This window comes from Achromobacter pestifer (assembly GCF_902859625.1).
GTDB classification, from domain to species: domain Bacteria; phylum Pseudomonadota; class Gammaproteobacteria; order Burkholderiales; family Burkholderiaceae_B; genus Achromobacter; species Achromobacter pestifer.
This window is the reverse complement of sequence record NZ_CADIJX010000005.1, coordinates 410,651-435,465: the sequence shown is the minus strand read 5'-3', so window position 1 is coordinate 435,465 and position 24,815 is coordinate 410,651. Positions and strand designations below refer to the sequence as shown.

The window sequence follows — 24,815 nt, the reverse complement described above, 5'->3', positions numbered from 1 at the left end:
TGCTGGGGTTGTTGACACGCGAACGGAGAAAAGCGGACATGCAAAGACGGGTGAAGTTGTAACGACGCGGCGATTCAGGCCGATGCGCTCTTTGCCTCTACCGTGACCCAGTATCGGGTTCGGGTCGTCACGCGCACGGGCAGGGTGATGGGCAGCAGGGACAAGATGCGGTCGGTGTCTTGCAACTGGAACCCGCCGGACAGGCGCAGATCGGCCACGGCAGGGTCGCAGCGCACGATGCCGGGACGGTAGCGGGCGAGTTCATCCAGGAAGTCCGCCAGCCGCATGTTGTCGGCCACCAGGACGCCGCGCGCCCATTCACCCGCACCCGCAGGCAGGGCTTGCACGGGGTCGGCGCCGGTCTTGTCGAACCGGATGCACTGGCCCGCGGTCACGCGCAGGCGTTGGCTGGGAGTGTTGCCGGAAGCGATCTCCACCGCGCCGTCGAGCACCGAGACGCGGCAGTCCGGCCCGCTCTGCCGAACGGTGAAACGCGCGTCCTGCGTGCGGATCGCGCCGGATTCGGTCGATACCAGGAACGGCCGCGCCATGGCCGGGTGCGCAGGGTCGGTGGCGGTACGCACCAGGATTTCGCCAGACCGGAGGATCACGCGACGGATCGTGGCGTCAAAGGCAACGTCCATGGCGCTGGCGGTGTTCATCTGCACGGTGCTGCCGTCGGCCAGCCGGATTTCACGGCGCACGCCGGTCGCGGTGCGGTATTCGGCCGCCCAGCTGGACCAGGGCGCCATGCGCCAGGCGGCCCAGGCGGCCGGCAGGCCCACCGCCATGCCGCCCAACGTTGCCAGTGCCTTGCGCCGGGGCATCTTGCGGTTGAGCGCGGCGCGCGCCAGATCGGGCGGCAGCGTGCTGAACTGGGTGTTGAATTGCTGCGCGCGTTGCCAGGCGCGCTCGTTGTCCGGGCTTTGCGCGCGCCAGCGTTCCCATTCCTGGAAGGCTTCTGGAGCGGGTTCGGCGCCGGCGTGCAGGCGCATCAACCATTGTGCGGCCTGGCGCAACGCCATGCGGTCCAGCGGAGCTTCGCGCATGCTACCCATCAGGCGGCCAGCATCAGGCATTGTTCAAAAGCCTGTGCCATGTAGCGGCGCACCGTGCGGTCGGTGACGGACAGGGCGTTGGCGATCTGCAAGTAGGTCATGCCATCCAGCTGGGCCATCAGAAAGGCGGCCCGCGCTTTGGCGGGTAGTCCATCCAACATGGCGTCGATCTGGTGCAGCGTTTCCAGGATCAGCAGCCGCTGTTCGGGCGAGGGCGAGGTGCGCTCGGGCATCTGCGCCAGGGCGTCCAACCAGGCGCGTTCCAGCGATTGCCGACGGTGGAAGTTGCACAACACATGCTTGGCGACGGTGGTCAGATAGGCGCGTGGCTCTTGCAGCCGAAGCGCTTCTGCACCAGGTTTGCGGCGTGCCTCAAGAATGCGCGTGAACGTGTCCTGCGCCAGGTCGGCAGCATCGGACGTATTGCCCAGGCGCTTGTTCAGCCAGTTTCTGAGCCATCCGTGATGGCCGGCATAGAGTGTCTGGACGACATCCACGGCAGGATCCCCAACACGCCGGGTCCTGCCCGTACGCATATATATTGATAATGATTCCCAATTGTATATGAGCCATGGGCTGGCCGGGGTGGTGGCGAAACAACGGCCGGGCGTGCCGGCCTAGGGAATCCCCTGCCTTGTTGATGGAAAGGGCTATGCCTAAAATTGGCGCCAATTTATGTGATTATTGTTTCGACCACCGGCATAGACCATGCGCCCGCCCGCGCGGCCATGGAAACGAGGAAATCATGCAGTCCAACGCAGCTCCCGCTATCCAACCCGACGCCGCCCGCGCGCGGGCCATGTACGACCTGGGTCACAGCACCGTCTTTGCGGCCCGTACCGATCCGCGCTTTTCCTACTGCATGTATGTGCCTCCGCACATCGACACCGCCAAGCATCCGATGGAACTGGTGGTGATCATGCACGGCACCGGCCGCGCCTTCGTGGAATACCGCGATGCGTTTGCCGAGTTCGCGCGCTGGAACGACTGCATCGTGCTGTGCCCGCTGTTCCCCGTGGGTCCGTTGGGTGACGGCAATCGCGACGGTTTCAAGCAACTGATCGAAGGCGACATCCGCTACGACCAGATCCTGCTGGATATGGTGGCTGAAGTCGGCGAGAAGTTCGGCCGCGATTTCAAGAAGTTCGGCCTGTTCGGTTATTCGGGCGGCGGCCAGTTCGTCAACCGCTTCGCGTATCTGCATCCGGAAAGCCTGTGGGCGGTGTCGATCGGCGCTCCGGGTTCGGTCACGCTGCTGGACCCCAGCCAGGACTGGTGGGTCGGTGTGCGCGATGCGGAAGCCCGCTTTGGCAAGCGCGTCGACATCGAAGCGCTCAAGCAGGTGGCAGTCCACATGATCGTCGGCAAGGCCGATCTGGAAACCTGGGAAATCACCCATCGCGAAGGCGGCAAGTTCTTCATGCCGGGCGCCAACGACGCCGGCAAGACGCGCCCCGAGCGCCTGGAGTCGCTGCGCCGTTCGTTTGAAGCCCAGGGCGTGAAGGCCGTGCTGGACGTGGTGGAAAACGTGCCGCACGACGGCTTGAAATGCGTGGGCCAGGTGCAGGACTTCCTGGCGGATGCGCTGCACAAGCTGCGACATGAACGTAATTGATATCGCTGGACGCGGCTGCGGCCAATCGCCGCACCGCGTACAGGAATAGGAGAGGGCCATGCTGCGTTTTGCGCTATCCCGAATTGTCATGGCCGTGCCGACCCTGCTGATCGTGGCGGTGGCGGTATTCGTGATGATCCGGCTGATTCCGGGCGATCCTGCCCAATTGCTGCTGGGCGACCTGGCCACGCCTGCCGCCCTGGCGGACTTGCGTGCGCGCCTGGGGCTGGACCAGACCTGGTTGACCCAGTTCGGTATCTGGTTCGGCAACATGCTGCATGGTGACCTGGGGTCGTCCATCAACACCGGTCAGCCCGTGCTGCCGCTGGTGTGGGACCGCTTCCTGATCAGCGGGCGCGTGGTGCTGGTGGCGGTGCTGTTTGCCGCACTGGTCGCCGTGCCGGCCGGCATGATCGCGGCGTGGAAGCAGAACAAGTGGCCCGACCTGTTCCTGGTCGGTTCGGCAACCCTGCTGGTGTCCATCCCGACCTTCTGGTTGGGCTTGCTGCTGCTGATTTTCTTTGGCCTGAAGCTGCAATGGCTGCCGGTGGTGGGCTATGTGTCCATCGGCGAAGACTGGAAGGCGGGCCTGCTGTACCTGGCCATGCCGATCCTGACGCTGTTCCTGCACGAGATCGGCGTGCTGATGCGCATGGCGCGCGCCAGTACGCTGGAAGTGCTGCGCCTGGACTACATCACCCATGCGCGCGCCAAGGGCCTGTCTGAATCGGCCGTGCTGATGCGCCACGCCTTCCGCAACGCCTTCGGCCCGACCTGGACGTTGATCGGCCTGGTGCTGGGCAACCTGCTGGGCGGCATCGCGGTGGTGGAAACGGTGTTCACCATTCCCGGACTGGGGCGCTTGCTGGTGGACTCGATCTTCGCCCGCGACTATCCCGTGATCCAGGGCTGTCTGCTGTTCGTGGGCGTGGTCTACGTGATCGTGAATCTGCTGATCGACCTGTGTTATCCCATCTTCGACCCGAGAGTGACCGCCGAATGAAAAAGCGAATCCCAGCCAATGCGCTCCTGGGCGGCGTGATCGTCGGGGCGATGATCGTCGCGGCGCTCATGGGCGCCTTCTGGACCCCGCATGACCCGCTCAAGATCAACTTCGTCGCGCGGCTCAAGCCGCCCGGCGGAGACTTCCTGCTGGGCACCGACGAATTCGGCCGCGACGAGCTGTCGCGGCTGTTGGCCGGTGCGTCCAGCAGCGTCTGGATCAGCTTGTTGACCGTGACCTTCGCCATCGTGGCGGGCACGGCCATCGGAACCCTGACGGGCTTCGTGCGCGGTTGGACCGACCGCATCATCATGGCCTTCAACAATGCCCTGCTGGCCTTTCCCGGGCTGCTGCTGGCATTGGGGCTGCTGGCGGTGGTGGGCGCCAACAAGTACGGCATCATCCTGGCGCTGGGCCTGGCCTACACGCCATCGGTGACGCGCATCGTGCGGGGCACGGTGCTGTCCCTGCGCGAAAAGGAGTTCATCGAATCGTCACGGGTGCTGGGCAATTCCGAGCTCTACACCATGTTCCGGCACGTGCTGCCCAACTGCGTGGCGCCGCTGACGGTGCTGGCCACTTCCATGTTCGGCTGGGTGATCCTGGCGGAAAGCGCGCTGTCCTTCCTGGGACTGGGCGTGCCGCCGCCCGCGCCGACCTGGGGCAACATGCTGGCCGCCGCGCGTCCGTTCATGGCGCAGGCGTCGTATCTTTCCATTCTTCCCGGCCTGGCCATTGCGCTGGCGCTGCTGGGGATCAACCTGCTGGGCGACGCGGTGCGAGACCGCTTTGATCCCCGCATGAGGGGCGTGCAATGAGCGCACTGGTATCCGTATCGAACCTGAGCCTGACGGTGGGCGCAGGCGGCCGCGAGATCGTCAGCGGCGTGTCGTTCGAGGTCGCGCCGGGAGAAATGGTCGGCATCGTCGGCGAATCCGGCAGCGGCAAGACCCAGGCCGCGCGCGCCATCATGGGCCTGACGCCCGAACCGTTGGTGGTGGCGGGCGGCGCCATTCTGTTCGAGGGCGTGGACGTGACCCGCGCCGAGCCTGCCGTGCTGCGCAAGTTGCGCGGCGCGCGCATCGGCATGGTGTTCCAGGAACCCATGACGTCGCTGAATCCGTCCATGCCGATCGGGCGGCAACTGGATGAAGGCCTGAAGCTGCATCGCAGGAATCTGTCCACGGCCCAGCGCCGCGAACGCATCCTGGAGATGCTGCGCCGCGTGGGCATCCGTGATCCCAAGGGGGCGATGGATGCGTGGCCGCACGAGTTTTCGGGCGGCATGCGCCAACGCATGATGCTGGCCTCGGTGATGCTGCTTGAGCCCGCGCTGCTGATCGCCGACGAGCCCACCACCGCGCTGGACGCCGTGGTGCAGCGTGACGTGCTGGAACTGATGGTGGACCTGACGCGAGAACATCACACCGCGGTGCTGATGATCAGCCATGACCTGCCGATGGTGGCGCGCTACACCGAACGCATGGTGGTGATGCAGCACGGCAAGGTGCTGGAAACGGGCACCACCGCCGGTATCCTGGAACGGCCGCAACATCCGTATACCCGCAAGCTGCTGGACGCGATGCCGCGCCGTCTGCCGGCCCGCAAGCTGACGCCCGAGGCGCCCATCGTCGAGGTCAAGAACCTGGTGGTGGACTACGCCGGCCATCAGCGCCTGTTTTCCCGCACCGGCGCCAAGCGCGCCTTGAACGGCATCGACCTGCACGTGCAACCGCGCGAAGTCGTCGCGGTGGTGGGCGGGTCGGGATCGGGCAAGACGACGCTGGGGCGGGCAATCGCCGGCCTGCTGGCGCCCACGTCCGGCCAGATCCTGTTCCGCAACCAGTTGGTCAACCGCCGCTCGGCTGCCTGGCGTGACTATCGGCTGAATTGCCAGATGGTGTTCCAGGACCCGTATTCCTCGCTGGACCCGCGCATGACCATCGGGCAACTGGTGGGCGAGGGCCTGCGCATGCTGGGCGACATGCCGTCCGCGGACAAGCGCCGTCGGGTGGACGAGGTGCTGGCGGAAGTCGGCCTGGGGTCCGAGTACGCCAAGCGCTTCCCGCATGAAATGTCCGGCGGACAGCGCCAGCGCGTGGCCATCGCCCGCGCCATCGTGCGCCGTCCGGCGTTCGTGATCGCCGATGAACCGGTGTCGGCCCTGGACGTGACCGTTCGGGCGCAGGTGCTGGACCTGTTCGCCGACTTGCAGGAACGGCACGGCTTTTCTTGCCTGTTCATCAGCCATGATCTGGGTGTGGTCGAGCAGGTGGCCGACAGGGTCGTGGTGATGCGTGACGGTGGCATTGTTGAGCAGGGGTCGCGCGACGCCGTGTTCGACCGGCCGCAGGAAGACTACACGCGCAGTTTGTTGTCCGCGATTCCCGCCTTGGAATCCACCGACACCGGGGGCGTGCGCCTGCGCTGGCGGTTGGATGGGCAGGAGCCCTTGCGGGCCAGCGCGTGAGGGCAGGGGGGGAACCCCCTGCTATCGCAGCAAGAAGTTATGCCTAAAATACGCGCTTTGGAATTGATTGACGGGAGTAGTCCATGCCGAAAGTGGCTGCGACGCAACCCGGCCTGGTTGACCGTATTGCCCAAGATATTCAGTCGGGTGTGTATGGTCCCGGCGCCTGGTTGAAACAGATCGACCTGCAAGAACGTTATGACGCCAAGCGTCTGGACGTCCGGCGGGCGTTAGACCAACTGGCGGCCAAGCGGCTGATTGCGCACATCCCGAACCGGGGCTATCACGTCTATGCAATGGATCCGGACCTGCATGTGCAGATCCGCGATATCCGCATCTTGCTGGAAACGGGGGCTGCGGCCGACTTGATGCCCAATGTCACGGCCGCCAAGGTCCGGGCGTTGCGCACCCTGGCGGAGCGCTTCGCCAAGCTGCTGCAGGATGGCACCTTGCTGGAGCAATACGAAGTCAATGTGGCGTTCCACGCGGGCATGTACGACCTGTGCAGCAATCGTGAACTGGTGGCCTTGATCCAGGAGACCCGCGCGCGCGGGCCTGCGGCGCCCGCCAAGGAATGGGTCACCCGTTCCCGCGTCGAGATCTCGGCGCGCGAGCACTTCGACATGGTCGAGGCGCTGGAGGCGCGCGACGTGAAGCAGTTGCAGAAAATCATCGCTCAGCACGTGGGCCAGGATATTTCCTGACGCGCGATTCCTGATGGCTTGCGCCTGCCTAACGCGGCGGCCCACCTGCAAAGGGGGCCGCCGCGGTGCTTTTACGCCGCCGCTTCAGGGATACCCCCGATGGCGGTGGGATAGAGAGTCGCCATAATTAGCAGATTATTTTGGCGCCAATATATGCGTGAAATCTGCGCCGCACGCCGGGGAGTCTTTTCCATGCACCACCATTTTGTTCCCAGAGCGCTTGCGCTCGCCCTGACGCTTGCCGCCGTTCCGGTTCATGCCGCCGTGCTGACCGTGGCGCAGCCGGCAGACATCCGGTCGACGAACCCTGGCGTCAATCGCGACAACACGACCGACGGCGTGGTGCTCAATATCGTTGAAGGCCTGGTCGGCTATCGCGAGAACGGCACGGTTGGCCCGCTGCTGGCCAAGTCGGTGGACCTGTCGCCTGACGGCCTGACGTACACCTTCATCCTGCGTGATGGCGTCAAGTTCCATAACGGCGCCCCGTTGACCTCGGCGGACGTGGTCTGGAACTGGCAGCGCTACATGGATCCGAAGACGGACTGGCGCTGCCGCAGCGACTTCGACGGCCGTAACGGCCTGAAGGTGACTGACGTATCGGCGCCCGATGCGAAGACCGTGGTGATGAAGGTGGACCGCAAGTCGGCGGTGTTCCTGGATTCGCTGGCGCGCACCGATTGCGGCATGACCGCCATCATTTCCAAGGATTCGGTCGCAGCGGACGGTTCGTGGATCAAGCCCGTTGGCACCGGTCCTTATATGTTCAAGGATTGGAAGCGCGGCGAATACACCTTGTTGTCCGCGTTCAAGGACTACGTTTCGCCCGAAGGCGACAAGCCGGATGGCTACGTCGGTTCCAAGCGTCCGCTGGTGGACGAAGTGAAGTTCCTCGTGGTGCCGGACCCGTCCACGTCCAAAGCCGGCCTGATGTCGGGCGCCATCGACGCCAGCCAGATCACCAACACCGATGTGGGTGAACTCAAGAGCGCCAAGAACCTGACCGTTTTCAGCCCGCACGATGCCGTCAAGCACGTGCTGCTGTTCCAGACGCAGGACCCGGTGCTGAAGAACGTGAAGGTGCGCCAGGCGATCGCCGCCGCGCTGGACATCCCGCAGGTGGTCGCTGCCGCCTCGGAAGGCCTGGGCCAATTGAACAACTCGGCGGTTCACGCCGGTTCGGCCTATTACAAGGAAGCGGAAAAGCGCAGCTACAAGTACGACCCGGCGCGCGCGCAGCAATTGCTGAAAGAGGCGGGCTACAAGGGCGAGCCCATCGTCATCTACGCGAACAAGCGTGCCCACGTGCCCAGCTACCAAGTCGCCGTGATCGCGCAAGCCATGATGCAATCGGTCGGCATCAACGCCAAGATCGAAGTGCTGGAATGGGCCACGCAGCTGGACCGCTACAACACCGGCAAATACCAGATCAGCTCGTTCTCGTTCTCGTCGCGCCTGGATCCGTCGCTTAGCTTCGAGCAGTTCTCGGGCGACAAGGCAAAGCAGCCCCGCAAGGTCTGGGACGATCCCGCCGCGCAGAAGCTGATCGACGAGAGTTTCCTGGAGTCCGACCCGGCCAAGCGCCAGGCCCTGTTTGACCAGCTGCATGCCTTGATGCTGGAGCAGACGCCGATGCTGATGCTGTACAACGGCGCGGATGCGTGGGCGGTCAATAAGCGCGTCGAGGGCTTCTCGGTGTGGGAAGGCAAGCCGCGCGTCTGGGAAACCAAGGTCGTGAATTAACAGTGTGTGGCGCCCCGGACGGGCGCCGCCTCGCACTAGGCGATCCGGGGCAGAACCGCCCCGGATCGCCTTGTCCGTGCCTAGAACGTGGCGCGCATGGTCAGCATGACGTTGCGCGGGGTTCCGTAGTAGTTGTTCTTGCTGTTGGAACCCAGGCCCGAGTAGTAGCGCTTGTCGAACAGGTTGTTGATGTTCAACGTGGCGCTCATCGACTTGCTGATGTCGTACTGCACCAGCGCGTTGGCCAGCATGTAGCCGCCCTGCCGGGTGGTGTAGCCCGCCTGGCTCCATTCCCCTCCTGATTGCACCCATTCCTGGCCGCTGACCGAGCTCTTGCTCTGCATGGTCACGCCGCCGCCCACCATCCATTTGTTGAGCTGGCCGGGCAGCCGGTAGGTGGACCACAGCTTGAACAAATGCGCCGGCGTGTTCTTTGCGTAGCGCTGGTTGCCTTGGCGATCCTTGTTGTGGTTGAAGGTATAGCCGGCATACACCTGCCATCCGGCCGCCAGTTCGCCGCTGGCTTCCAGGTCGATGCCGCGGCTAACCACCTTGCCTTGCGCGATGTAGCAGCAGGCGCTGCCGTCGTCGGGGTTGGCGTCGCTGGGATAGCGGCCGTCGGGCGCGGCTTCGCCGTTGCGCTCGGTGTAGTAGAGCGCGGCCGACGTGTTGAGCTTGCCGCCCATGTGCGATCCCTTCACGCCCCATTCGTAGGTGCGGCCGGTGATCGGGTCCAGCGGCTTGCCGGGCTGCGGTCCAGATAGGTAGCCCGCTTGCGGCTTGTAGATCTCGGCATAGCTGAAATAGGTGGTCCACGCCTCGTTCAAGTCATACGTGACCGCGCCGAACGGCGTGATGACGTCGTTGTCCTTGAAGTTGTAGCGTTCGGTCCAATTGGCGGAGCCGTCGTCCGCGATGCCAGAGCGCTCCAGGAACTGCTTGTAGTTGCTGATCCGCAGCCCGCCGATGACGTGCAGCGGGTCGGCCAGCGACAGGCGTAGCCGCGCATAGGCGCCTGAGCGCTCTTCGCCGTAATACGGGAAGTCGATGTAGGACGTACCAACACCGAAATCGGGTGTTTCGGGTTCGGGCCAATATGCCTGGGACACGTCCGCCAGGTTCACGGCGCCGCCGCTGGTCAGATCGGCGCGCTTGGCGTGCGCTTTGTGTTTGCTGTAGTCGGCGCCGATGATGAAATCGTGCGAACGCCCCAATAATTCGAAGCTGCCTGCCAGGTTGGTGTCCAGCTGGTTCTGGTAGCCGGCCGAACGGAAATAGGCGCCGCTATAGGCCATGCCGTCGCCCGTTGCCGGGTCAACAGCACCGCTCAGGTAGCCGTACTTGTCGTTGTAGTGCTGGGCGGAATGCGTGGCCGACAACGAGAATTTCCAGCCGTTGGCAAAGGTGTGCTTCACGTCGCCGAAGATGTCCCAGGCCTCGTGGTGCTTGGCGCTCCAGTCGGTCGCCAGGCTGGTGCTGCGGGTGAAGCCGATGTCCTCGCCGGTGTTGTAGCGGGGCAAGCCGTAGTACCAGGGCGTTTCGCGGCGCTTGTCGTAGCTGGCGCCCAGCATGACGGTGGTGCGCGGGGCAACATCGGCTTCCAGCACGCCGTAGAACGTCTGGCCGGCTGATTTTGCGGTGTCGTAGAAGTAGTGCTTGGTGTCGGCCGCCGCCACGATGCGCCCGCGCAGCTTGCCGTTTTCCACCAGCGGGCTGCTCAGGTCCGCCACGGCGCGGTAGTTGTCCCAACTGCCGGCCGACACGCTGCCCTTGGCCTGGAAGCCTTCCAGCGGCCGCTTGCGCACCAGGTTGATGGTGCCGCCGGGTTCGCCCGCGCCGGAATACAGGCCGTCGGCGCCCCGCAGGACTTCGATGCGGTCGTACTTGACCAGATCCGGGTCCGCGATGAAGTCGTTCTTACCCAGCGCGGCAACTGCGCCGCCGTCCACCCGGATATCGGTGATCTGGAACCCGCGCGAGAAATACTTGCCCCCAGTGACGTATTCGTCGGGGACGACGGTGATGCCGGTTGCCGCGGTCATCGCGTCCGCCAGGGTCGTCATGCCGCGGTCTTCGATCTGGCGCGAAGTGATGACCGTGACGGACTGCGGGGTTTCGCGCAGCGATTCCGCGGTCTTGCCCAGGGTCACGGCCTGGGCGGCATAGGAATTGGTGTTTTCGGACGTGGCGTCAAAGGCGCCCGTCACGGTGACGGGCGCTAGCTGCACCGGCCCCGGCGCCGACGTCAGCGTGATGCTGCCCCCGTCGCGCACGTAGCGGATGCCAGTGCCTTGCAGCAATTGGTCCAACGCTTGTTCCGGCGTCATGGTCCCGCTGACCTGGCGGGCGTTCAGCCCGGCCACCAGACCGGGCACGAAATAGATTTCGATGGGCGCCTGCTGGCCAAGCTGCAACAGGGCTTGGTTCAGGGATTGGGCCGGGATGTCGATTCTGACCGCGGCCGGCTGGGCATGCGCAATGTTGGGGGCCGGCAGCGTGCCGAGCGTGGCGGCCAGGCCGCACGCGCCGATCCAGGTGCGCCACGGGGCGGGGCGGGAAAGCGCCGGTTTGCGCTTGCGCGAAATAGTGATGCTCACGATCCTTCTTTTCCATGACGAGGCGTGCAGGCGCGAGGCGCCGGTTTCCCTTTGGCCAAAGGTGCTTTGGAAGGGCGACGGGAACCCCGTCGCGCAACCGCTACTGTCCAGAGTGGAAAACGCGCAAAAGTCCGTAATGGAAAGCGCAGGTAAATTGAAACTAAATGTATTGTTTGCGTCGCAGGCTCAGCGCGCGCGGATGACGATGCCGCCGTCGTTGCCCCGCAAGACCTCGACGGGAATCATCGACGGCAGGGCATTCAGGAAGGCGCTGGGATCGTCCACGCTGAAGACGCCCGCGATCCGTAGCCGCCCCAGGCGCGCGTCGGCCAGCAAGATGGGTTGCGCCAGATAGCGGTTCATTTCGCCGGTGACTTCCGCCAGCGGCGCGTTGGCGACGACGATCTTTCCCTGGCGCCAGGCGGTCAGCGCCTGCACGTCAACGGTTTCGATGTCCGACAGCGCTTGGCCCGCGGGCTTGCGTACGCCTTGGCCGGCAGTCAGGTTGACGGCTTGCCGCCGCCACCAGTTTCCCGTCGTCACGGCGACCGATCCGGATTCGACGGCGACAGACGCCGCATCGCCATCGCGGCGGACGTTGAACCGGGTCCCGGTCACCCGGACCTGCGTCTGGCCCGCGTCGATCAGGAACGGCCGTTGCGCATCCGGCGTCACCGAGAACATGATTTCGCCCGAATCCATGTCCACTGTCCGGCGGTCTGCATAGAGCCGCACACGCGCACGGGTGGCGGTGTTGACCTCGAGCATGGTGCCGTCGGACAGCAGCACCTGGCGCCTTTCACCCGCACGGGTGGTGATCACCTGTTCTTGCAGGATCGGGTCCGACGGCCACAGGTTCCAGCTGACGCCGGCGACCGCGGCCGCGCTCAGCCCCAACCCGAACGCCAGACGGCGCCGGGCGATATTCGACGGTTGCCGCGACGGCAGCACGCGGCGCAGGCGTTCGGCGTCGAATTGGGCAGTGGCCTGCCAGACGGCTTCCATCTCGGCGTAGGCGGCGGCATGGGCGGGATCCGCCCGCCGCCACACCTCGAATTCGGCCTGCTGCGCGGGCGTCATCCCGCCCGACCGCACACGCGCGAACCAGTCCGCCGCCGCTTGCGAGGCACGTTCGCTGGAATCGGGTTGAGAGGGATCCGTCATGGGCGCGCGGGTTGATGCCGTCTTGGGAAGCCGAAGACTATACAGGGGCTCAGGGGGCATGCTGCTTCAACCTGACATGCAGATGGCGCATGCAGCGGGCCATATGCTTTTCCACCATGCTGACCGACAGGTCCATGCGCTGCGCGATCTCGCCCATGGTCCGGCCTTCCAGCCGATGCCAGGCGAAGACCTGCTGGCAAGGCAGGGGCAGTTCTTCCAGCGCTTCTTGCAAGGCGTCGGAAAGCTGCGACGCCCGCGTGTTCGATTCGACTTCCGCGGCGGCGGGGTGCTCGTGTTCCGCCAATTCCTGCCAAGCCACGCTATGGACCGAAACCTTGTCCTGATAGCGCGCCGTCATGCCGTTGCGGATGCTGCGCCGCAGGTAAGCGGCCGGGTCCCGAAGCAGATCGGGCTGCGCGGCCTGCAACAGGCTTAGCGCCGCATTCTGCGCGGCATCCTGCCCCTCGTCGGCATCATGCTTGCGCCGTGCCCACGCACTGACCAGATCAGCGTAATGGGCCAGCCATCCGGGTAGGGGCGGGCGTCGGGAGGACACGGGGTTTGGGCCATTGGGACAAAGGGGCGTGCATTATTGCAAATCATTCTCAATACAGCAATTGCCCCTTTGTGCCGCCCGGCCCACGGCTCCCGCAAGTTGCGTTAGTCGAGTTTGACGCCCGCCTGCTTGATGACGGCGCCCCAGTCCTGGACTTCCTTGCCCAGGAAGGCGCTCAGCTCCGCCGGCGTGGACGGGGCCAGGATCAGCCCTTCATCGGCGTAGCGCTTGCGCAGGTCCGGGTTGGTCAGCACTTGCTGGAGGGCAGGCTGTAAGCGGTCGATGACGCTTGCCGGCACGCCGGCCGGCGCCATCAGGCTGTACCACGTGGTCGCTTCCAACCCCTTCACTCCCTGGGATGCCGCCGTCGAAACGTCGGGCAGTGCCGGCGACTTCTCGGTTCCGGTCACGGCCGCGGCGCCAACCCGGCCGGCCTTGTACTGAGGCAGCATTTCCACGACCTGGGTGACGCCCATGCTCAATTCGCCCGACGCCACGGCCAGCAGCACCGGCGAGCTGCCCTTGTAGGGCACGTGCACCAGCTTGCCGCCCGTGGCCAGATTCAGGACTTCGCCGGTCAGATGGGTGATGCTGCCGGCGCCGGAAGAACCGAACGTCAGCTTGCCGGGCTCCTTGGATGCCAGCGCAATGAGTTCAGGCAGGCTCCTGGCGGGCAGGGCCGGGTTGATCGCGAAGACCAGCGGGCTCTTGCCGACGAGGGTAATCGGCTGGAAGTCCTTGACCGGGTCATAGTTCAGATTCGGGTACAGGCTGGGGGCGATCGCCAGCGTCGATACGTTGCCCAGCAGCAGCGTGTAGCCGTCCGGCTCCGCGCGGGCCACGGCATTGGTCCCGATGGTGCCGCCCGCGCCCGCTCGGTTTTCGACGATCACCTGCTTGCCAAGCGTGTCGTTCAGTTGCTGCGACAGGGCGCGCGCCAGCGTGTCTGCCGCACCGCCAGGCGGAAAGGGCACGACGATGCGGATGGGCTTGTTGGGATAAGGCTGGGTCTGGGCTTGCGCGACCGAGCCGAGGCCCAGCGCCAGCAATCCCGCCAGCGCCGTGGCCAACGCGCCGCGGCGATTGAATTTCCTGTACTTCGACATGCTGCTCTCCTGATAGAGAAAACGTGGTCATTGCAGAAAACGAATCAGCGCGGCGCGTCCTGGGCGAACGGATGGCAGGCGTGCCAGTGGCGGGCGATATCCGCGCGGCGGCATACCCAGACATCGCGATGGGCGGCCACGTGGTCCAGGAAGCGCGCCAGCCCCGCCGCGCGGCCGGGCTGGCCGACCAGGCGCAGGTGCAGTCCCACGGACATCATCTTGGGGGCCGTCGACCCTTCCTCGTAAAGCATGTCGAAGGCGTCGCGCAGGTATTCGAACAAATCCTGCCCCGTGGCCATGCCGCCGCGGATGAACTTCGCGTCGTTGTTGGCCAGGCCGTAGGGCACAAGCAGATGCGGCTTGCCGTCGACTTGCGTCCAGTAGGGCAGTTCGTCGTTGTAGGTGTCGGAGTCATACAGGAACCCGCCTTCCTCCACGAGCAGCGCGCGGGTGTTCAGGCTGGGGCCGTAGCGGCAATACCAGCCCAGCGGACGTGACCCCACTGAACGGGTGATGGATTCCACGGTGCGGCGGATGCGTTCGCGCTCCTGTTCCATCGTCAGGTTCTGATGCCGTTCCCAGCGCCAGCCGTGCGCGCAGACGTCATAGCCCGCCGCTTTGATCGCGTCGCAGACCTCGGGATTGCGTTCCAGCGCCAGGCCGCAGCCCAGCACCGTCGCTGTCATGCCGCGCGATTGCAGCAGCCGATGCACCCGCCAAAAGCCGATGCGGCTGCCGTACTCGAACATCGATTCGGCCGCCAGGTCACGTCCGGTGAACCCGCCCGCGCCGCCTTCGGTCAGCCCGGTCTCGGATTCCGGGTCGCCGTCCGGCACCGAAGGCTCGCCGCCCTCCTCATAGTTGATGCACAGGTTCAGCGCCAGACGCGCGCCGCCGGGCCATTGGGGATCGGGGGGATTTGCGCCATAGCCGATGAAATCGCGGCGCAGGTGGAGAGGATCGAAGTTCATGACGGACAGGCCACCAAAAAGGAATCAACCAGGAAGGGAAACGACGGCATGCGGGGCCGGCGCCTGCCAGAATTCATCGTCGTCGCCGCGGCCCGTCTGGCCCATCAGGACGAAGAATTCCGCCGGCCCGTCCAGCACGGTCAGCCCGTGATGCCAGGTGCCGACGCGATAGCAGACGCCTTGGCTGCCGGAAGCCAGAAACGCCGCCAACCGCGTCATGTCTGGCAAACCGTCGGTTCCGGTCGGCGCGACCACGACGAGGTAGGGCGTCGCCGTCAATGGAACGAAGGTTTGGGCCGCATGCGGATGCCGCTCCATCAGTTCGATCGCAACCGGGCCGGCCGCCCGCCCATTCACGCGGCTGACCCAGCATGCCTGGCGCGAGACCTGCTGTCCGTGCCGCATCGGCTCCGTCAGGAAATGGCGGCGTTCCGCGCCTTGGTGCGCAATCACCTCGCCATACGGCGCGAACGCTTCGGCGGTGAGCGGCTGCGCGCGCACCGTGAGCGGGGGAGTCGTCATGTCATGCGCCATGGGTCAGGTAGCCCAGCGAGTTGACGTAGCTGCGGCGCACGCTCTCCAAATGGGCGGCCATCGCCTGGCGCGCGCGGGCGGAATCGCCGGACAGCAGAGCCTGCACGATCGCCAGGTGTTCTTCCCTGGCTTGCACCTGCCGCTGGGGCAAGCGCTCGACATCGCACATCCGCACCTGCCGGCGGGTCGCAGTGATCATCGACGCCAGGTTCCGGTTGCCGCAGTAGGCAGCCACCAGGTCATGCAGCGCGTTGTCGACTTCCCAATCCGACTTTTCGTCGGGGGTCTGGGCATTCAGCATCGCCTGAAGGCGCGTGCGCAGTCCTTCCAGCGGCTCGGCCGGAATGCGCCCCGTCGCCATCGCCGCCGCCTCGCTTTCCAATAGGCTGCGGATTTGCAGCAATTCCAGCAGATCGGTCACGCCGAACGAACGCACCACGATCGACCCGTTGGACAGGCGCTCCAGCATGCCTTCGCCCAGCAACCGATTCATGGCGGCGCGCAACGGCGTGCGCGACACGTCCAATTCATCGGCCAGGCGGCGCTCTTCCAGCACCTCGCCAGCCGGAATCCGGCGCGAAACGATTTGGTCCAGAAGCGTTTGATAGGTGCGTTGCGTAGCGTTCATGAGCGTGTAGCAGGGAATGGAAGCGGCGCCGCCCCCGAGAAAAACAGGGCGCGGCCATGCGATGGCTGAACGGTACTTCATTGGTATCCCAGTGGGATACCAGTAGTATCCCGAATAGGCGAGCCGAACTCGCTGTCGCAGGCGAAGGGCAGATATGGAAAAGGAAATGCCCCAATCCGGAAGCGGAATCGAGAAGGGGTGGCGCCCAGAAGGGGGACGCAATTGGCGCAGGAGGGGGAGCCCACGATGGAGCGGGCAGAAGCCTGGGGAAAGCGTGAAATACGTCCAATAGGTGCGCGGTCGCTTGCAGGCAAGCACCGCCAAGACGCTGGTAGCCCGTCGGTGCAGGCGCCCTGATGGCGCGCAACCTCGATGCGCCCGAGGGAATCTGAAGGAAGCGGCCGCAGGCCGCAACGAAGATGACGAAGGGACAGTCCGGAGCGAAGGCTCCGGACCGCAATCGTGGGCGCGCGCCATCAGGGCGCCTGCGCCGATGGGCGGCCTACTTCACCGCCTTGCAGCGCTCACTGCGCAACCCGCTCCACTTCCCAAGCCCGCGGCTTCTTCACCGCCCAAGGCTGATATCCCTTGATGTTGCTGCGGAAGGCGCCGATATCCAGTCCGTTATAGAGCGGAATGCTGGGCACGTCCGCCAGGAACAACTGATGCAGTTGGTCAAACGTCGCCTGCCGCTTGGCGTGATCGGTATCCACGGAGGCCGTTTCAACCAGCTTCGCCGCTTCCGGGTTGTCCCAGACCTTGCGCGGTTGCTTGGACTTGTCGCCCGTCACCATCTCGTAGTTCAGCGCCGCATCCAGGCGCGCGGAATACGGGAACGTCATCATCTGGTAGGTGCCTGCGTTGTAGCGGTCCAGCTGCGTTGCCCACTCCACCACCGACAACTGCGCATTGATGCCGACCGATTGCAGCATCGCCTGCACGATCACGGCCGAGTTATAGGACTGTGGATAGCGCTTGGTCGTCAGGATCGACAATTCCTGGCCCTTGTAGCCCGCTTCCTTCAGCAGCTTCTGCGCCTGCGCCGGGTCGTAATTCCAGCCCTGCTTCTGAACCGCGTCATGGTAGGGCGACACCAGCGGCACGATGGAATTGTTGGGCTCGGCCAGGCCTTCGGTCACGGCGGCGGCCAACTGCTTGTAATCGATGGCGTGGGCCAGGGCCTGGCGCATCTTCGGGTTGGACAGCACCGGATCCTTGGTTTGCAGCAGCAGCGCCGTCATGCTCATCACCGGCGCATACGCCACCTTCACGTTGGGCGTGCCTTGCAGCACCGGTACGTCGTTGTTCGAGACATCTTCGATGATGTCGATGTTGCCGCGTTGCAAAGCGGCCTTGGCGGTGGAATCGTCCGGCACGATCATGAAGCGCACTTCGTCCACCAGCGGACGCTTGGATCCGGTGTAGCCGTCGCGCTTGCCGTCCAGGTTGGCGTAGCCGGCGAACTTGGTCAGGCGGATGTATTCACCGCGTTTCCATTCCGCCAGTTCAAACGGGCCGGTGCCGATCGGCTTGATCCAGGCGCCATCCGGGCCGACGGAATCCTTGGACAGGATGCCGGTGCCGCCACAGTCGGCGCGGGCCAGCGACGCCAGGAACAGGCTGGTGGGTTTCTCCAGGTGATAGACGACCGTCTGCGCATCCGGTGCGTCCACGCCCGTGACCTTCACCGTGCCACGGCCGTCGAATTCGCTGGCGCAGCGCCAGCCCGAATTGGCGGCGGTGTAATGCTGCCAGGTCCACAGCACGTCGGCCGAGGTCATGGGCTTGCCGTTATGGAACTTGACGCCTTCACGCAGCTTGAACGTATAGGTCTTGCCGTCGGGGCTGACGTCGATCGATTTGGCCAGCAAGGGGCGCACTTCGGCGTCTTCGCCATAGGCCACCAGGCCTTCCACGATGTGCAGCACCACCGCATCGCTGTTGCTGTCGCGGTTGACGCCGGGTTCGGTCGAGCGAATGTCGGCCGTCAGCGAGATACGCAGCGGCGGCGCGGATTGTGCGGCGGCCGCGCCGGCCAGGCCGGCAAGCGCCAGCGCAACCGCGGCGCTCAAACAATGGTTCTTCATTGATATTTCCTCGGGTTGCGCGGGCGCATCGCCGCTCAGGCGGCAGCCAGCAGTTCAGGTTCTGCGGTCAGGCTGTAACGGGTGAACGTACGGTTCAGTGCGGGCAGCGGCGCCACTTCCATCAGGCCGGCGGCCGGCTCCATGACCACCATGGCAACGGTGGCCGACAGGTTGTCGTGGCTGCCGGGACGCGGCGGACGGCAAACGGAATAGGGCGCACCGAAGTCGTCGAACAAGGCGCGCTTGAGGTCTTCGCGCGTCAGCTGGGTTTTTTCGTTCAGCAGGCGGCGCACGCGCCAGTCGCGGTAGGCGCTTTCCGGGGTGCTGGCGCGGCCGGTGTCGCGCAGCTTGCCCAGGGCCACTTCGCTGACCCAGTGGTTGGCGTGCACGATCAGGTCGTCGGCGCCCGGATAGATCGGGAAGGCTTCATCGGTGGTGCATTCGTAGTCCACGCCAAAGCCCGCGGCCATCCCGATCATGATGTTGTTCGAGCATGACTTGGGCGTGGTGGCGACGGCCTTGATCGCCAGCGCGAAGTGTTGCTGTTCCAGCACCTTGCGGCGGATCAGCGACAGCGGCACGCCCAGTTGGCGGAAGTCGCGGTCGGATTCCAGGTAGTTGGCGGTGATGGACACGCCAGCGCTGTTCAGGCCGCTGCGGGCCAGGCCGCCGGCTTCCACGAACGTCAGGATATCCGGGCCATTGTCGTTGCGCACGCGCAGCACGATGGCTGTTTCGGCGCATTCCGCGCGCCAGTCCCAGTTCTGGCCGTGGATCAGGTTGCCGTTGGCCGATCGGGTAGGCAGGATCAAGGCGCCGGTGCAGCCGTCACCCGGTTCCAGTTCCGCGGCCTTCTTCTTTTCGGCGCGCGCCTTGGCAACGACTTCCGTGCGCGCGTTCACCATCACGATGTCTTCAAACGACACCTCGGCGCCTGCGGCGATGCCGCGCATTTCTTCCAGGTAGTGCGGGGCGAAATCTTCGATTTCACGCGCGAAATGGGCGATGAGCTGGGTGCGGGCCATGGCGTCGTAGCCCAGGTCGACCAGCGTCTGGCCATACATGGCGGCGCTTTTGCGCACGCGGTCGGCGGCTTGCTGGCCATAGGAACGGCCACGGGCTTCCGGGGTGCCGGAAACCGATACGAAGGGGAATTGGGTGATCTGGGTCATGGACGGAAAGCGGCGGAGCGCGCCGTGTAGTCGGAAGGGGAAATCCGGGAGGGGAATGAATATTTCAAAAATGTTAGCTTATTTTGGCGCCAATATTGCTCAGGGTTTTCCCAGAGAGGCGCTGGGCGACGTCATCAAGGCGTCGCCCGGCGCCTTCGGGGGAATCATCCCTTCAGACGCTTCAAGCGGTGCGCAAGGAGCGCGCCGCCTGTACACCGCACGTGATGAATTCGGCGCCGGCAGCCCGGAAACGGTCCAGCAGTTCGTCTACCTTTTGCAGCCGCGCCGCGCGGCCCACGCCGACATCGGCGCGCGGATGCAGCGTCAGGCAGGCGTAGCCGTCGGCCGCCAGCAGCGCGTCGCCTTGTTCCACCCAATGCGCATAGGCGCGGTCTTGCGTGACACGGCGGCTGAAGTGCGTGGCGTCGCACAGGCCTTCGCTCCAGGGCAGTTCAACCATGCCCGCGCCGCCATCGGCGTCCAGCGCGTAGGGCGCGTCATCGTCGATGGCGCTGCTGTCGTAGCGATAGCCTAGCTGCCGCAGCAGCGGCACGGTGCGTGCGGAGAAGGCGCTGCTGGTGTAGCGGAAGCCTTGCGGCGCGGCGCCAGTCAGTTCGGCAAGGCGGTCGCGGGCGCGTTCCAGCACCTCGGCCTCGCGTTCGCCCAGGGTGCTCAGGTCTTCAAAGGCGTTGCCCTGGGAGGCGGCCTCATGGCCGTCGCGCAGGCTTTGCTCCAGCAGGTCGCGGCACCGTTCGGCCTCGAAGACGGGCCAGAAGAGCGTGGCGCGGATGTCCTGGCGGCGCAGCATGTCCAGCACGCGGGCCAGCCCGCCGCCATAGGTATAGCGGCCGTGCGCGTCGCGCCCGTGCAGCGCGGCTTCGGGTTGGGTCGAGGCTTCGGGGCCGATGCCTTGCACGTTCAGGGTGACCAGCACGGTCTTGGCGGTGGTCATGCGCGTCTCCAGTCGTTGGGGTGGGCCAGGCAGTGGCGGGCCAGCGCTTCCAGCGTCATGACGTGCACGTCCGCCTGGGCGGCAACATGGCTCAGGAAGCGATCCAGCGCCGCGGCGCGCGCCGGCGTGCCGGAACCGCCGGCCGCCTTGGGATGCACCGTCAGGTGCACATAGCCTTCCGCCTGACGCAGGGCCTCGAATTCCTGGACCCAGTTGTCGCAGGCTTCGGCGGCCAGGCTGTGGCCCGAGAAGTAAAAGGGGTAGTCGTCCAGCGACACGGTGTTGTTGGGCAGCATGATGAAGTGATCATCGCCATCGGCCAGATAGGGCCGGTCCTGGTCTTTTTCGCTGGCGTCATAGCAATAGCCCAGCGCCCGCAGGGCCGGCAGGGTGCGATGGCTTTTCCGCCCGGACGGCGAACACCAGCCCACGGGCGTCACCCCCAGTTCACGCTGGATGATCTGGTGCGTCTTTGCCAGCAGCGCGGGCTCTTCGTCGCCCAGATCCCAGGCTTCGTGCAGATAGCCGTGCGCGGCGATCTCGTGCCCGGCGGCCAGGATGTCGTGAAACGTGGCGGGGTAGTGCTCAACGTCGTAGCCGCAGGCGAAGAAGGTGGCGGGCATGCGGTGTCGCGCCAGGATCTCCAGGTGCCGGGGCACGCCGCGGCGGATGGCGTAGCGGCCGGCCGTGTACGGGCCTGCCGGGAACTGCTTGCGGCCGACTTCGACGGCGGGGCCGTCCACATGGATCGTCACGCAGACCACGGCGCGCACCGGCACCGCGTCCACGGCCCGCAATCCTTGCGCGCGCAGTTCGCGGTCCAGCGACAGCCAGGGGTTGGCATCGGCGTCCGTCGGGACGCCATAGGGAATGCGTTGCATCAGGTGGCCTTGATATTGGCGTTCTTGATCAGGGTGCGCCACTTCTCGCTTTCCGTGGCGACGAAGCGGCCCAGTTCTTCGGGCGTGCCGCCATGCAGCTCCAGCCCGTTTTGCGTCAGTTGGACCAGCGCGGGTTGCTTCAGCGCGCTTTGCACCGCGCCGTTCAGCGTCTTGACGATGGCGGCCGGGGTGCCGGCGGGTACGAATACGCCGTTCCAGCCGATGGCCTGATAGCCCGGGAAGCCGGATTCCGCCACGGTGGGCACGTCGGGTAGTGCCTGGGCGCGTTGCGCGGAGGTCACCGCCAGCGGGCGGGATTTGCCGCCCTGGATGAACTGCTGCTGGTTGATCACGACGTCCATCAGAATGGGGAATTGCCCGCCCAGGAAGTCGTTGACCGCCGCTGCCGCGCCCTTGTACGGCACGCCGGGCAGGTCCAGCCCCGCCGTGGCCTTCAGCAGTTCCATGGACAGATGCGCTGAACTGCCGTTCTGCGTGATGCCATAGAAATACTTGCCGGGATTGGCCTTGATCAGCGCAACCAGTTCTTGCAGCGTGCGGGCGGGAAACGACGGATGCACCACCAGCACATTGTTGTAGTAGCAGACCATCGACACGGGCTCGAAGTCCTTGACCGGGTCGTAGCCGATGTTCTCGTACAGGCTTTGGTTCACCGTGTGCGTGCCGGTGGAGCCCAGCGCGACGGTGTAACCATCGGGCGCCGAGCGCGCGGCTTGCTGCGTGCCGATGATGCCGGCAGCTCCGCCTTTGTTGATGACGACCACGCTTTGCTTGAGCGCTTCGCCGATGCCCTGTGCCAGCGGCCGGGCAACCAGGTCGGTGCCGCCACCGGCGGGAAAGGGCACCATGAACTGAATGGGATGCCCGGCCGGATACTCCGCTGCCCAGGCCAGACCTGGGCGCGTCATCGCGGCGCCGGCCAGGGCGGCGGCGGATGCCGTCAGAAATTGTCGGCGGCTGAGGCCACCCTGCACGTCGTCACTGCTGCCAAGCTGCTTCATGAAATTCCCCTTGGGTTCTGCTTTGTTTGAATATCATTATTCGATAAAAATTCTAACTTACCAATTAGTATTTATCTATAAATGATAAAAATAGAGAAGACGATAGCAGTAGCCTGCATAAGATTCAGATCTTGATAGCTTGTCTTGATGGCGCCTGCCAGCGGCGCGGAACCCTGTGATACGCTGCGCCGGTCCCGCGTTGTTCCTTGTCTAAAAAACCCATGTCGACCCTGAAGCGAGCCCTGGCGATTCTTGATCTCTTCAGCCTGGACACTCCCGTCCTCACGGCCGAGGACATCATTTCCCGCCTGGCGTATTCGGCGCCCACGGGCTACCGCTACATCCGTGATTTGTCCGACCTGGGCTATCTGTTGCGCATGACGGGCGGCGGCTACAAGCTCGGGCCGCGCATCATCGAACTGGACCACCTGATCATCGACGGTGATCCGGTGCTGGCCGTGGCGCGGCCGATCATGCGCGAAGTGGTTGATCAGGTTGGCGGCGACGTGCTGCTGAGCGTGATCCATGGCTTGCGCATCTTGAACATCCATCACGAACGCGGTCCCGACGAATTGGGTATTCCGCATGGACGGGGCCGTGCGCATCCCCTGTTTCGCGGCGCCACGGCCAAGACCATCGTGGCGTTCCTGCCGCGCAAGGATCAGCGCAAGCTGTACGAGGCGCACCCGGATGAAGTCCGTGCGCTGGGGCTGGGCGACACCTTGAGCGAATTCACGGCCAAGCTGGACACGATTCGCGTGCAAGGCGCTTACCTGGGCGTGGGTGAGATCTCTCCCGAGCGTGCGGGTATCGCGGTGCCGGTGTTCCAGGAAGACCGCCGCATCTTCGGTGCGCTGACCGTCACGTTCCTGGCGACCCGGTTGAACACGATCGCGCAGGACAAGACAACGGCGTTGTTGCAGTCCGCCGCCCGCCGCATTGAATCGCTGGCGTTGGCGGCGCGCATGAAAGAACAGGCCCCGGCGCCGTAAGCGCAAGGGCCTGTTTGCAACCCGAAACCGGACGAAATCCGCCGTGCGGCGTCAGGGCTGTTGTAGGTGTCAGGGCTGTCGTAGGCGTCAGGGCCGCCGCGTGGCGGTCTCTGGCAGACGCACGGGTGAACCCATGGCCTGGAACAGCGCCGCGGTTTCGGTCAGGCGTGCATTGGCGTATTCCAGTTCGCGTAGCCGCGCCGCCACGTAATGCTGTTCGGCTGCGTATTCCGTGTAGGGCGCCAGTGCGCCCAACCGCACGCGGTTGGCCGTGTTGCGGTAGGACTGTTCGGCTGCCTGTCGCGACGCTTCGGCAGATGCCAGCGCTTGCCCGTCCGCATCCAGGCGCGACAAGGTATCGGCCACGTCCTGGAAGGCGGTCAGCACGGTCTGCTTGTATTGCAGTACGGCCGCCTGGTAGCGTTCCTGGGCGGCACGGCGCTCGGCCAGCAGCGCGCCGCCATGGAAGATGGGTTGGGTCAGCGATGCGCCGATGGCCCAGATGGACCCTGCGCCCGATAGCGCGCTTGGCCAGCTGAAGCCGCCTTTGCCCATGGAAGCCGACAGCGACAGGCTGGGGAACAGCTGCGCGGTGGCCAGGCCCACATCGGCCGCGGCGGCTTGCACCACGGCGTCGGCAACCAGGATGTCGGGACGCGAGGCCAGCAGATCCGACGGCACCACCACCGGCACTTGCGGCGGCACGACCAGCAGGTTGAACGGCAGATCATCCGGCGCCTGGTCGGGGCGGCGGCCCAGCAGCACCGCCAGCGCGTGCCGCGTGGCCTGCCATTGCGCCCGCAATCCAGGCAGCGAGGCCTCCATCGTGGCGGCATCCTGATCGGCATCCAGCGCGTCGTTTTGCGATGCGGACCCCAGTTCATAGCGGCGTTGCGTGTCGCGCGCCACCTGCCGCAGCAGCACCACTTGTTTTTCCGTCAGCGCCACGCGCTCCGCAAGCGACGCGGACGTGATGGCGCCCGTGACGATATTGCCGGCCAGCGAACGGCGGGCGGATTCCAGCTGGAACGCCTGTTGTTCCACTTGTGCCGCCAACGAGGCATTGGCGAAGCGCGCCGCGCCAAACAGGTCCAGATCGTAGGTGGCCTGGATCTGGCCGGTGAAGACGTTGTAGAGCGCGGTGGGCTCAGGCAGGTTGGGCATGGTCAGCGCGCGGTTGCGCTTGGCATTCGCGCCTGCATCCACGGTCGGCAGCAGAGACGAATTGACCTGCGCGCGCAATTGTTCGCGCGCGCCGGCCAGATTGCGTTCCGCAGCGGCCAGATTCGGGCTGTTGGCCAGGCCTTCTTCCACCAGCGCGTCCAGCGCGCCGGAGCCATAACGTTTCCACCATTCGGGCACGGGCCGCGCGCCTTGTTCAAAACGCTGCGCCACGCCCTGGGCGGTGGCGCCGGCGGCTGGCGCGGGCTCCACGCCGTACTGGGCGGGGGGCGCAACCGCGGGCGGCTTGCTGTCCGGCGCGAAGGCGCAGGCGCTCAATGCCAAGAGCAGCGGCAGCGCGATCGGCAGCTTGACCAGTCGGATCGGGACGGTCTTCAT

At 65.3% G+C, this 24,815-nt stretch carries 22 protein-coding genes; 7 read left to right on the top strand and 15 right to left on the bottom strand.

Features of this window, described 5'->3' with window-relative positions; translation table 11 throughout:
• Positions 1 to 74 precede the first annotated feature (74 nt).
• Positions 75 to 1,079: a FecR domain-containing protein gene (locus HV753_RS21125; protein ID WP_246288337.1), complete on the bottom strand. Its 1,005-nt coding sequence runs from the start codon at positions 1,077 to 1,079 to the stop codon at positions 75 to 77.
• Positions 1,058 to 1,594, bottom strand: coding sequence for a sigma-70 family RNA polymerase sigma factor (locus tag HV753_RS21120; protein ID WP_175176540.1), 537 nt, complete (start codon positions 1,592 to 1,594; stop codon positions 1,058 to 1,060). Before HV753_RS21120 ends, HV753_RS21125 begins: the two co-directional genes overlap by 22 nt.
• A gap of 209 nt (positions 1,595 to 1,803) precedes the next feature.
• On the opposite strand from HV753_RS21120, the gene HV753_RS21115 reads away from it, so the two are divergent.
• The 6 genes from HV753_RS21115 (at position 1,804) to HV753_RS21090 (ending at position 8,593) form a co-directional block, all read left to right on the top strand.
• The gene (locus HV753_RS21115; RefSeq protein WP_175176539.1) at positions 1,804 to 2,673 is read left to right on the top strand and encodes an alpha/beta hydrolase family protein; all 870 of its coding nucleotides are present in this window, start codon (positions 1,804 to 1,806) and stop codon (positions 2,671 to 2,673) included.
• Between the two features lie 58 nt (positions 2,674 to 2,731).
• On the top strand, positions 2,732 to 3,676 hold the full coding sequence (locus tag HV753_RS21110) for an ABC transporter permease (RefSeq protein ID WP_006223711.1): 945 nt from the start codon (positions 2,732 to 2,734) through the stop codon (positions 3,674 to 3,676).
• Positions 3,673 to 4,494 carry an ABC transporter permease gene (locus tag HV753_RS21105; RefSeq protein WP_175176538.1) on the top strand — a complete coding sequence of 274 codons (822 nt, stop codon included), beginning with the start codon at positions 3,673 to 3,675 and terminating at the stop codon, positions 4,492 to 4,494. The genes HV753_RS21110 and HV753_RS21105 overlap by 4 nt, the downstream gene beginning before the upstream one ends.
• Positions 4,491 to 6,146, top strand: coding sequence for an ABC transporter ATP-binding protein (locus HV753_RS21100; RefSeq protein ID WP_175176537.1), 1,656 nt, complete (start codon positions 4,491 to 4,493; stop codon positions 6,144 to 6,146). Before HV753_RS21105 ends, HV753_RS21100 begins: the two co-directional genes overlap by 4 nt.
• 83 nt (positions 6,147 to 6,229) lie before the next feature.
• Positions 6,230 to 6,850, top strand: coding sequence for a GntR family transcriptional regulator (locus HV753_RS21095; protein ID WP_175176536.1), 621 nt, complete (start codon positions 6,230 to 6,232; stop codon positions 6,848 to 6,850).
• Positions 6,851 to 7,042: 192 nt separating this feature from the next.
• Positions 7,043 to 8,593, top strand: coding sequence for an ABC transporter substrate-binding protein (locus HV753_RS21090; RefSeq protein ID WP_175176535.1), 1,551 nt, complete (start codon positions 7,043 to 7,045; stop codon positions 8,591 to 8,593).
• Between the two features lie 80 nt (positions 8,594 to 8,673).
• On the opposite strand, the gene HV753_RS21085 is transcribed toward HV753_RS21090, so the two are convergent.
• The 12 genes from HV753_RS21085 to HV753_RS21030 form a co-directional block, all read right to left on the bottom strand.
• The gene (locus tag HV753_RS21085) at positions 8,674 to 11,190 is read right to left on the bottom strand and encodes a TonB-dependent siderophore receptor (protein ID WP_175176534.1); all 2,517 of its coding nucleotides are present in this window, start codon (positions 11,188 to 11,190) and stop codon (positions 8,674 to 8,676) included.
• Between the two features lie 186 nt (positions 11,191 to 11,376).
• Positions 11,377 to 12,354, bottom strand: a complete 978-nt coding sequence (locus tag HV753_RS21080; RefSeq protein ID WP_175176533.1) for a FecR family protein — start codon at positions 12,352 to 12,354, stop codon at positions 11,377 to 11,379.
• Positions 12,355 to 12,403: 49 nt separating this feature from the next.
• The gene (locus HV753_RS21075; protein WP_175176532.1) at positions 12,404 to 12,910 is read right to left on the bottom strand and encodes an RNA polymerase sigma factor; all 507 of its coding nucleotides are present in this window, start codon (positions 12,908 to 12,910) and stop codon (positions 12,404 to 12,406) included.
• Positions 12,911 to 13,014: 104 nt separating this feature from the next.
• Positions 13,015 to 14,016: a Bug family tripartite tricarboxylate transporter substrate binding protein gene (locus tag HV753_RS21070; RefSeq protein WP_175176531.1), complete on the bottom strand. Its 1,002-nt coding sequence runs from the start codon at positions 14,014 to 14,016 to the stop codon at positions 13,015 to 13,017.
• A gap of 44 nt (positions 14,017 to 14,060) precedes the next feature.
• Positions 14,061 to 14,987, bottom strand: a complete 927-nt coding sequence (locus HV753_RS21065; protein ID WP_175176530.1) for an allantoinase PuuE — start codon at positions 14,985 to 14,987, stop codon at positions 14,061 to 14,063.
• 24 nt (positions 14,988 to 15,011) lie between these two features.
• Entirely contained in the window at positions 15,012 to 15,509 is a 498-nt protein-coding gene (locus HV753_RS21060) for an ureidoglycolate lyase (RefSeq protein ID WP_246288336.1), read from the bottom strand.
• A 1-nt stretch (position 15,510) separates the two neighbouring features.
• On the bottom strand, positions 15,511 to 16,149 hold the full coding sequence (locus tag HV753_RS21055) for a GntR family transcriptional regulator (RefSeq protein WP_175176528.1): 639 nt from the start codon (positions 16,147 to 16,149) through the stop codon (positions 15,511 to 15,513).
• Positions 16,150 to 16,673: 524 nt separating this feature from the next.
• Entirely contained in the window at positions 16,674 to 18,236 is a 1,563-nt protein-coding gene (locus HV753_RS21050) for an ABC transporter substrate-binding protein (protein WP_175176527.1), read from the bottom strand.
• Positions 18,237 to 18,271: 35 nt separating this feature from the next.
• Positions 18,272 to 19,408, bottom strand: coding sequence for a C45 family autoproteolytic acyltransferase/hydrolase (locus HV753_RS21045; RefSeq protein WP_175176526.1), 1,137 nt, complete (start codon positions 19,406 to 19,408; stop codon positions 18,272 to 18,274).
• Between the two features lie 181 nt (positions 19,409 to 19,589).
• Positions 19,590 to 20,360: a polysaccharide deacetylase family protein gene (locus HV753_RS21040; RefSeq protein WP_175176525.1), complete on the bottom strand. Its 771-nt coding sequence runs from the start codon at positions 20,358 to 20,360 to the stop codon at positions 19,590 to 19,592.
• Positions 20,357 to 21,241: a polysaccharide deacetylase family protein gene (locus HV753_RS21035; RefSeq protein WP_175176524.1), complete on the bottom strand. Its 885-nt coding sequence runs from the start codon at positions 21,239 to 21,241 to the stop codon at positions 20,357 to 20,359. Before HV753_RS21035 ends, HV753_RS21040 begins: the two co-directional genes overlap by 4 nt.
• On the bottom strand, positions 21,241 to 22,263 hold the full coding sequence (locus HV753_RS21030) for a Bug family tripartite tricarboxylate transporter substrate binding protein (protein WP_175176523.1): 1,023 nt from the start codon (positions 22,261 to 22,263) through the stop codon (positions 21,241 to 21,243). The genes HV753_RS21035 and HV753_RS21030 overlap by 1 nt, the downstream gene beginning before the upstream one ends.
• 221 nt (positions 22,264 to 22,484) lie before the next feature.
• Here HV753_RS21030 and HV753_RS21025 point away from each other — a divergent pair, with 221 nt between their 5' ends.
• Entirely contained in the window at positions 22,485 to 23,255 is a 771-nt protein-coding gene (locus HV753_RS21025) for an IclR family transcriptional regulator (RefSeq protein WP_175176522.1), read from the top strand.
• Positions 23,256 to 23,342: 87 nt separating this feature from the next.
• Here HV753_RS21025 and HV753_RS21020 read toward each other — a convergent pair whose 3' ends face one another.
• Positions 23,343 to 24,815 (bottom strand): efflux transporter outer membrane subunit, encoded by a 1,473-nt coding sequence (locus HV753_RS21020; RefSeq protein WP_175176685.1) that lies wholly within the window; start codon positions 24,813 to 24,815, stop codon positions 23,343 to 23,345.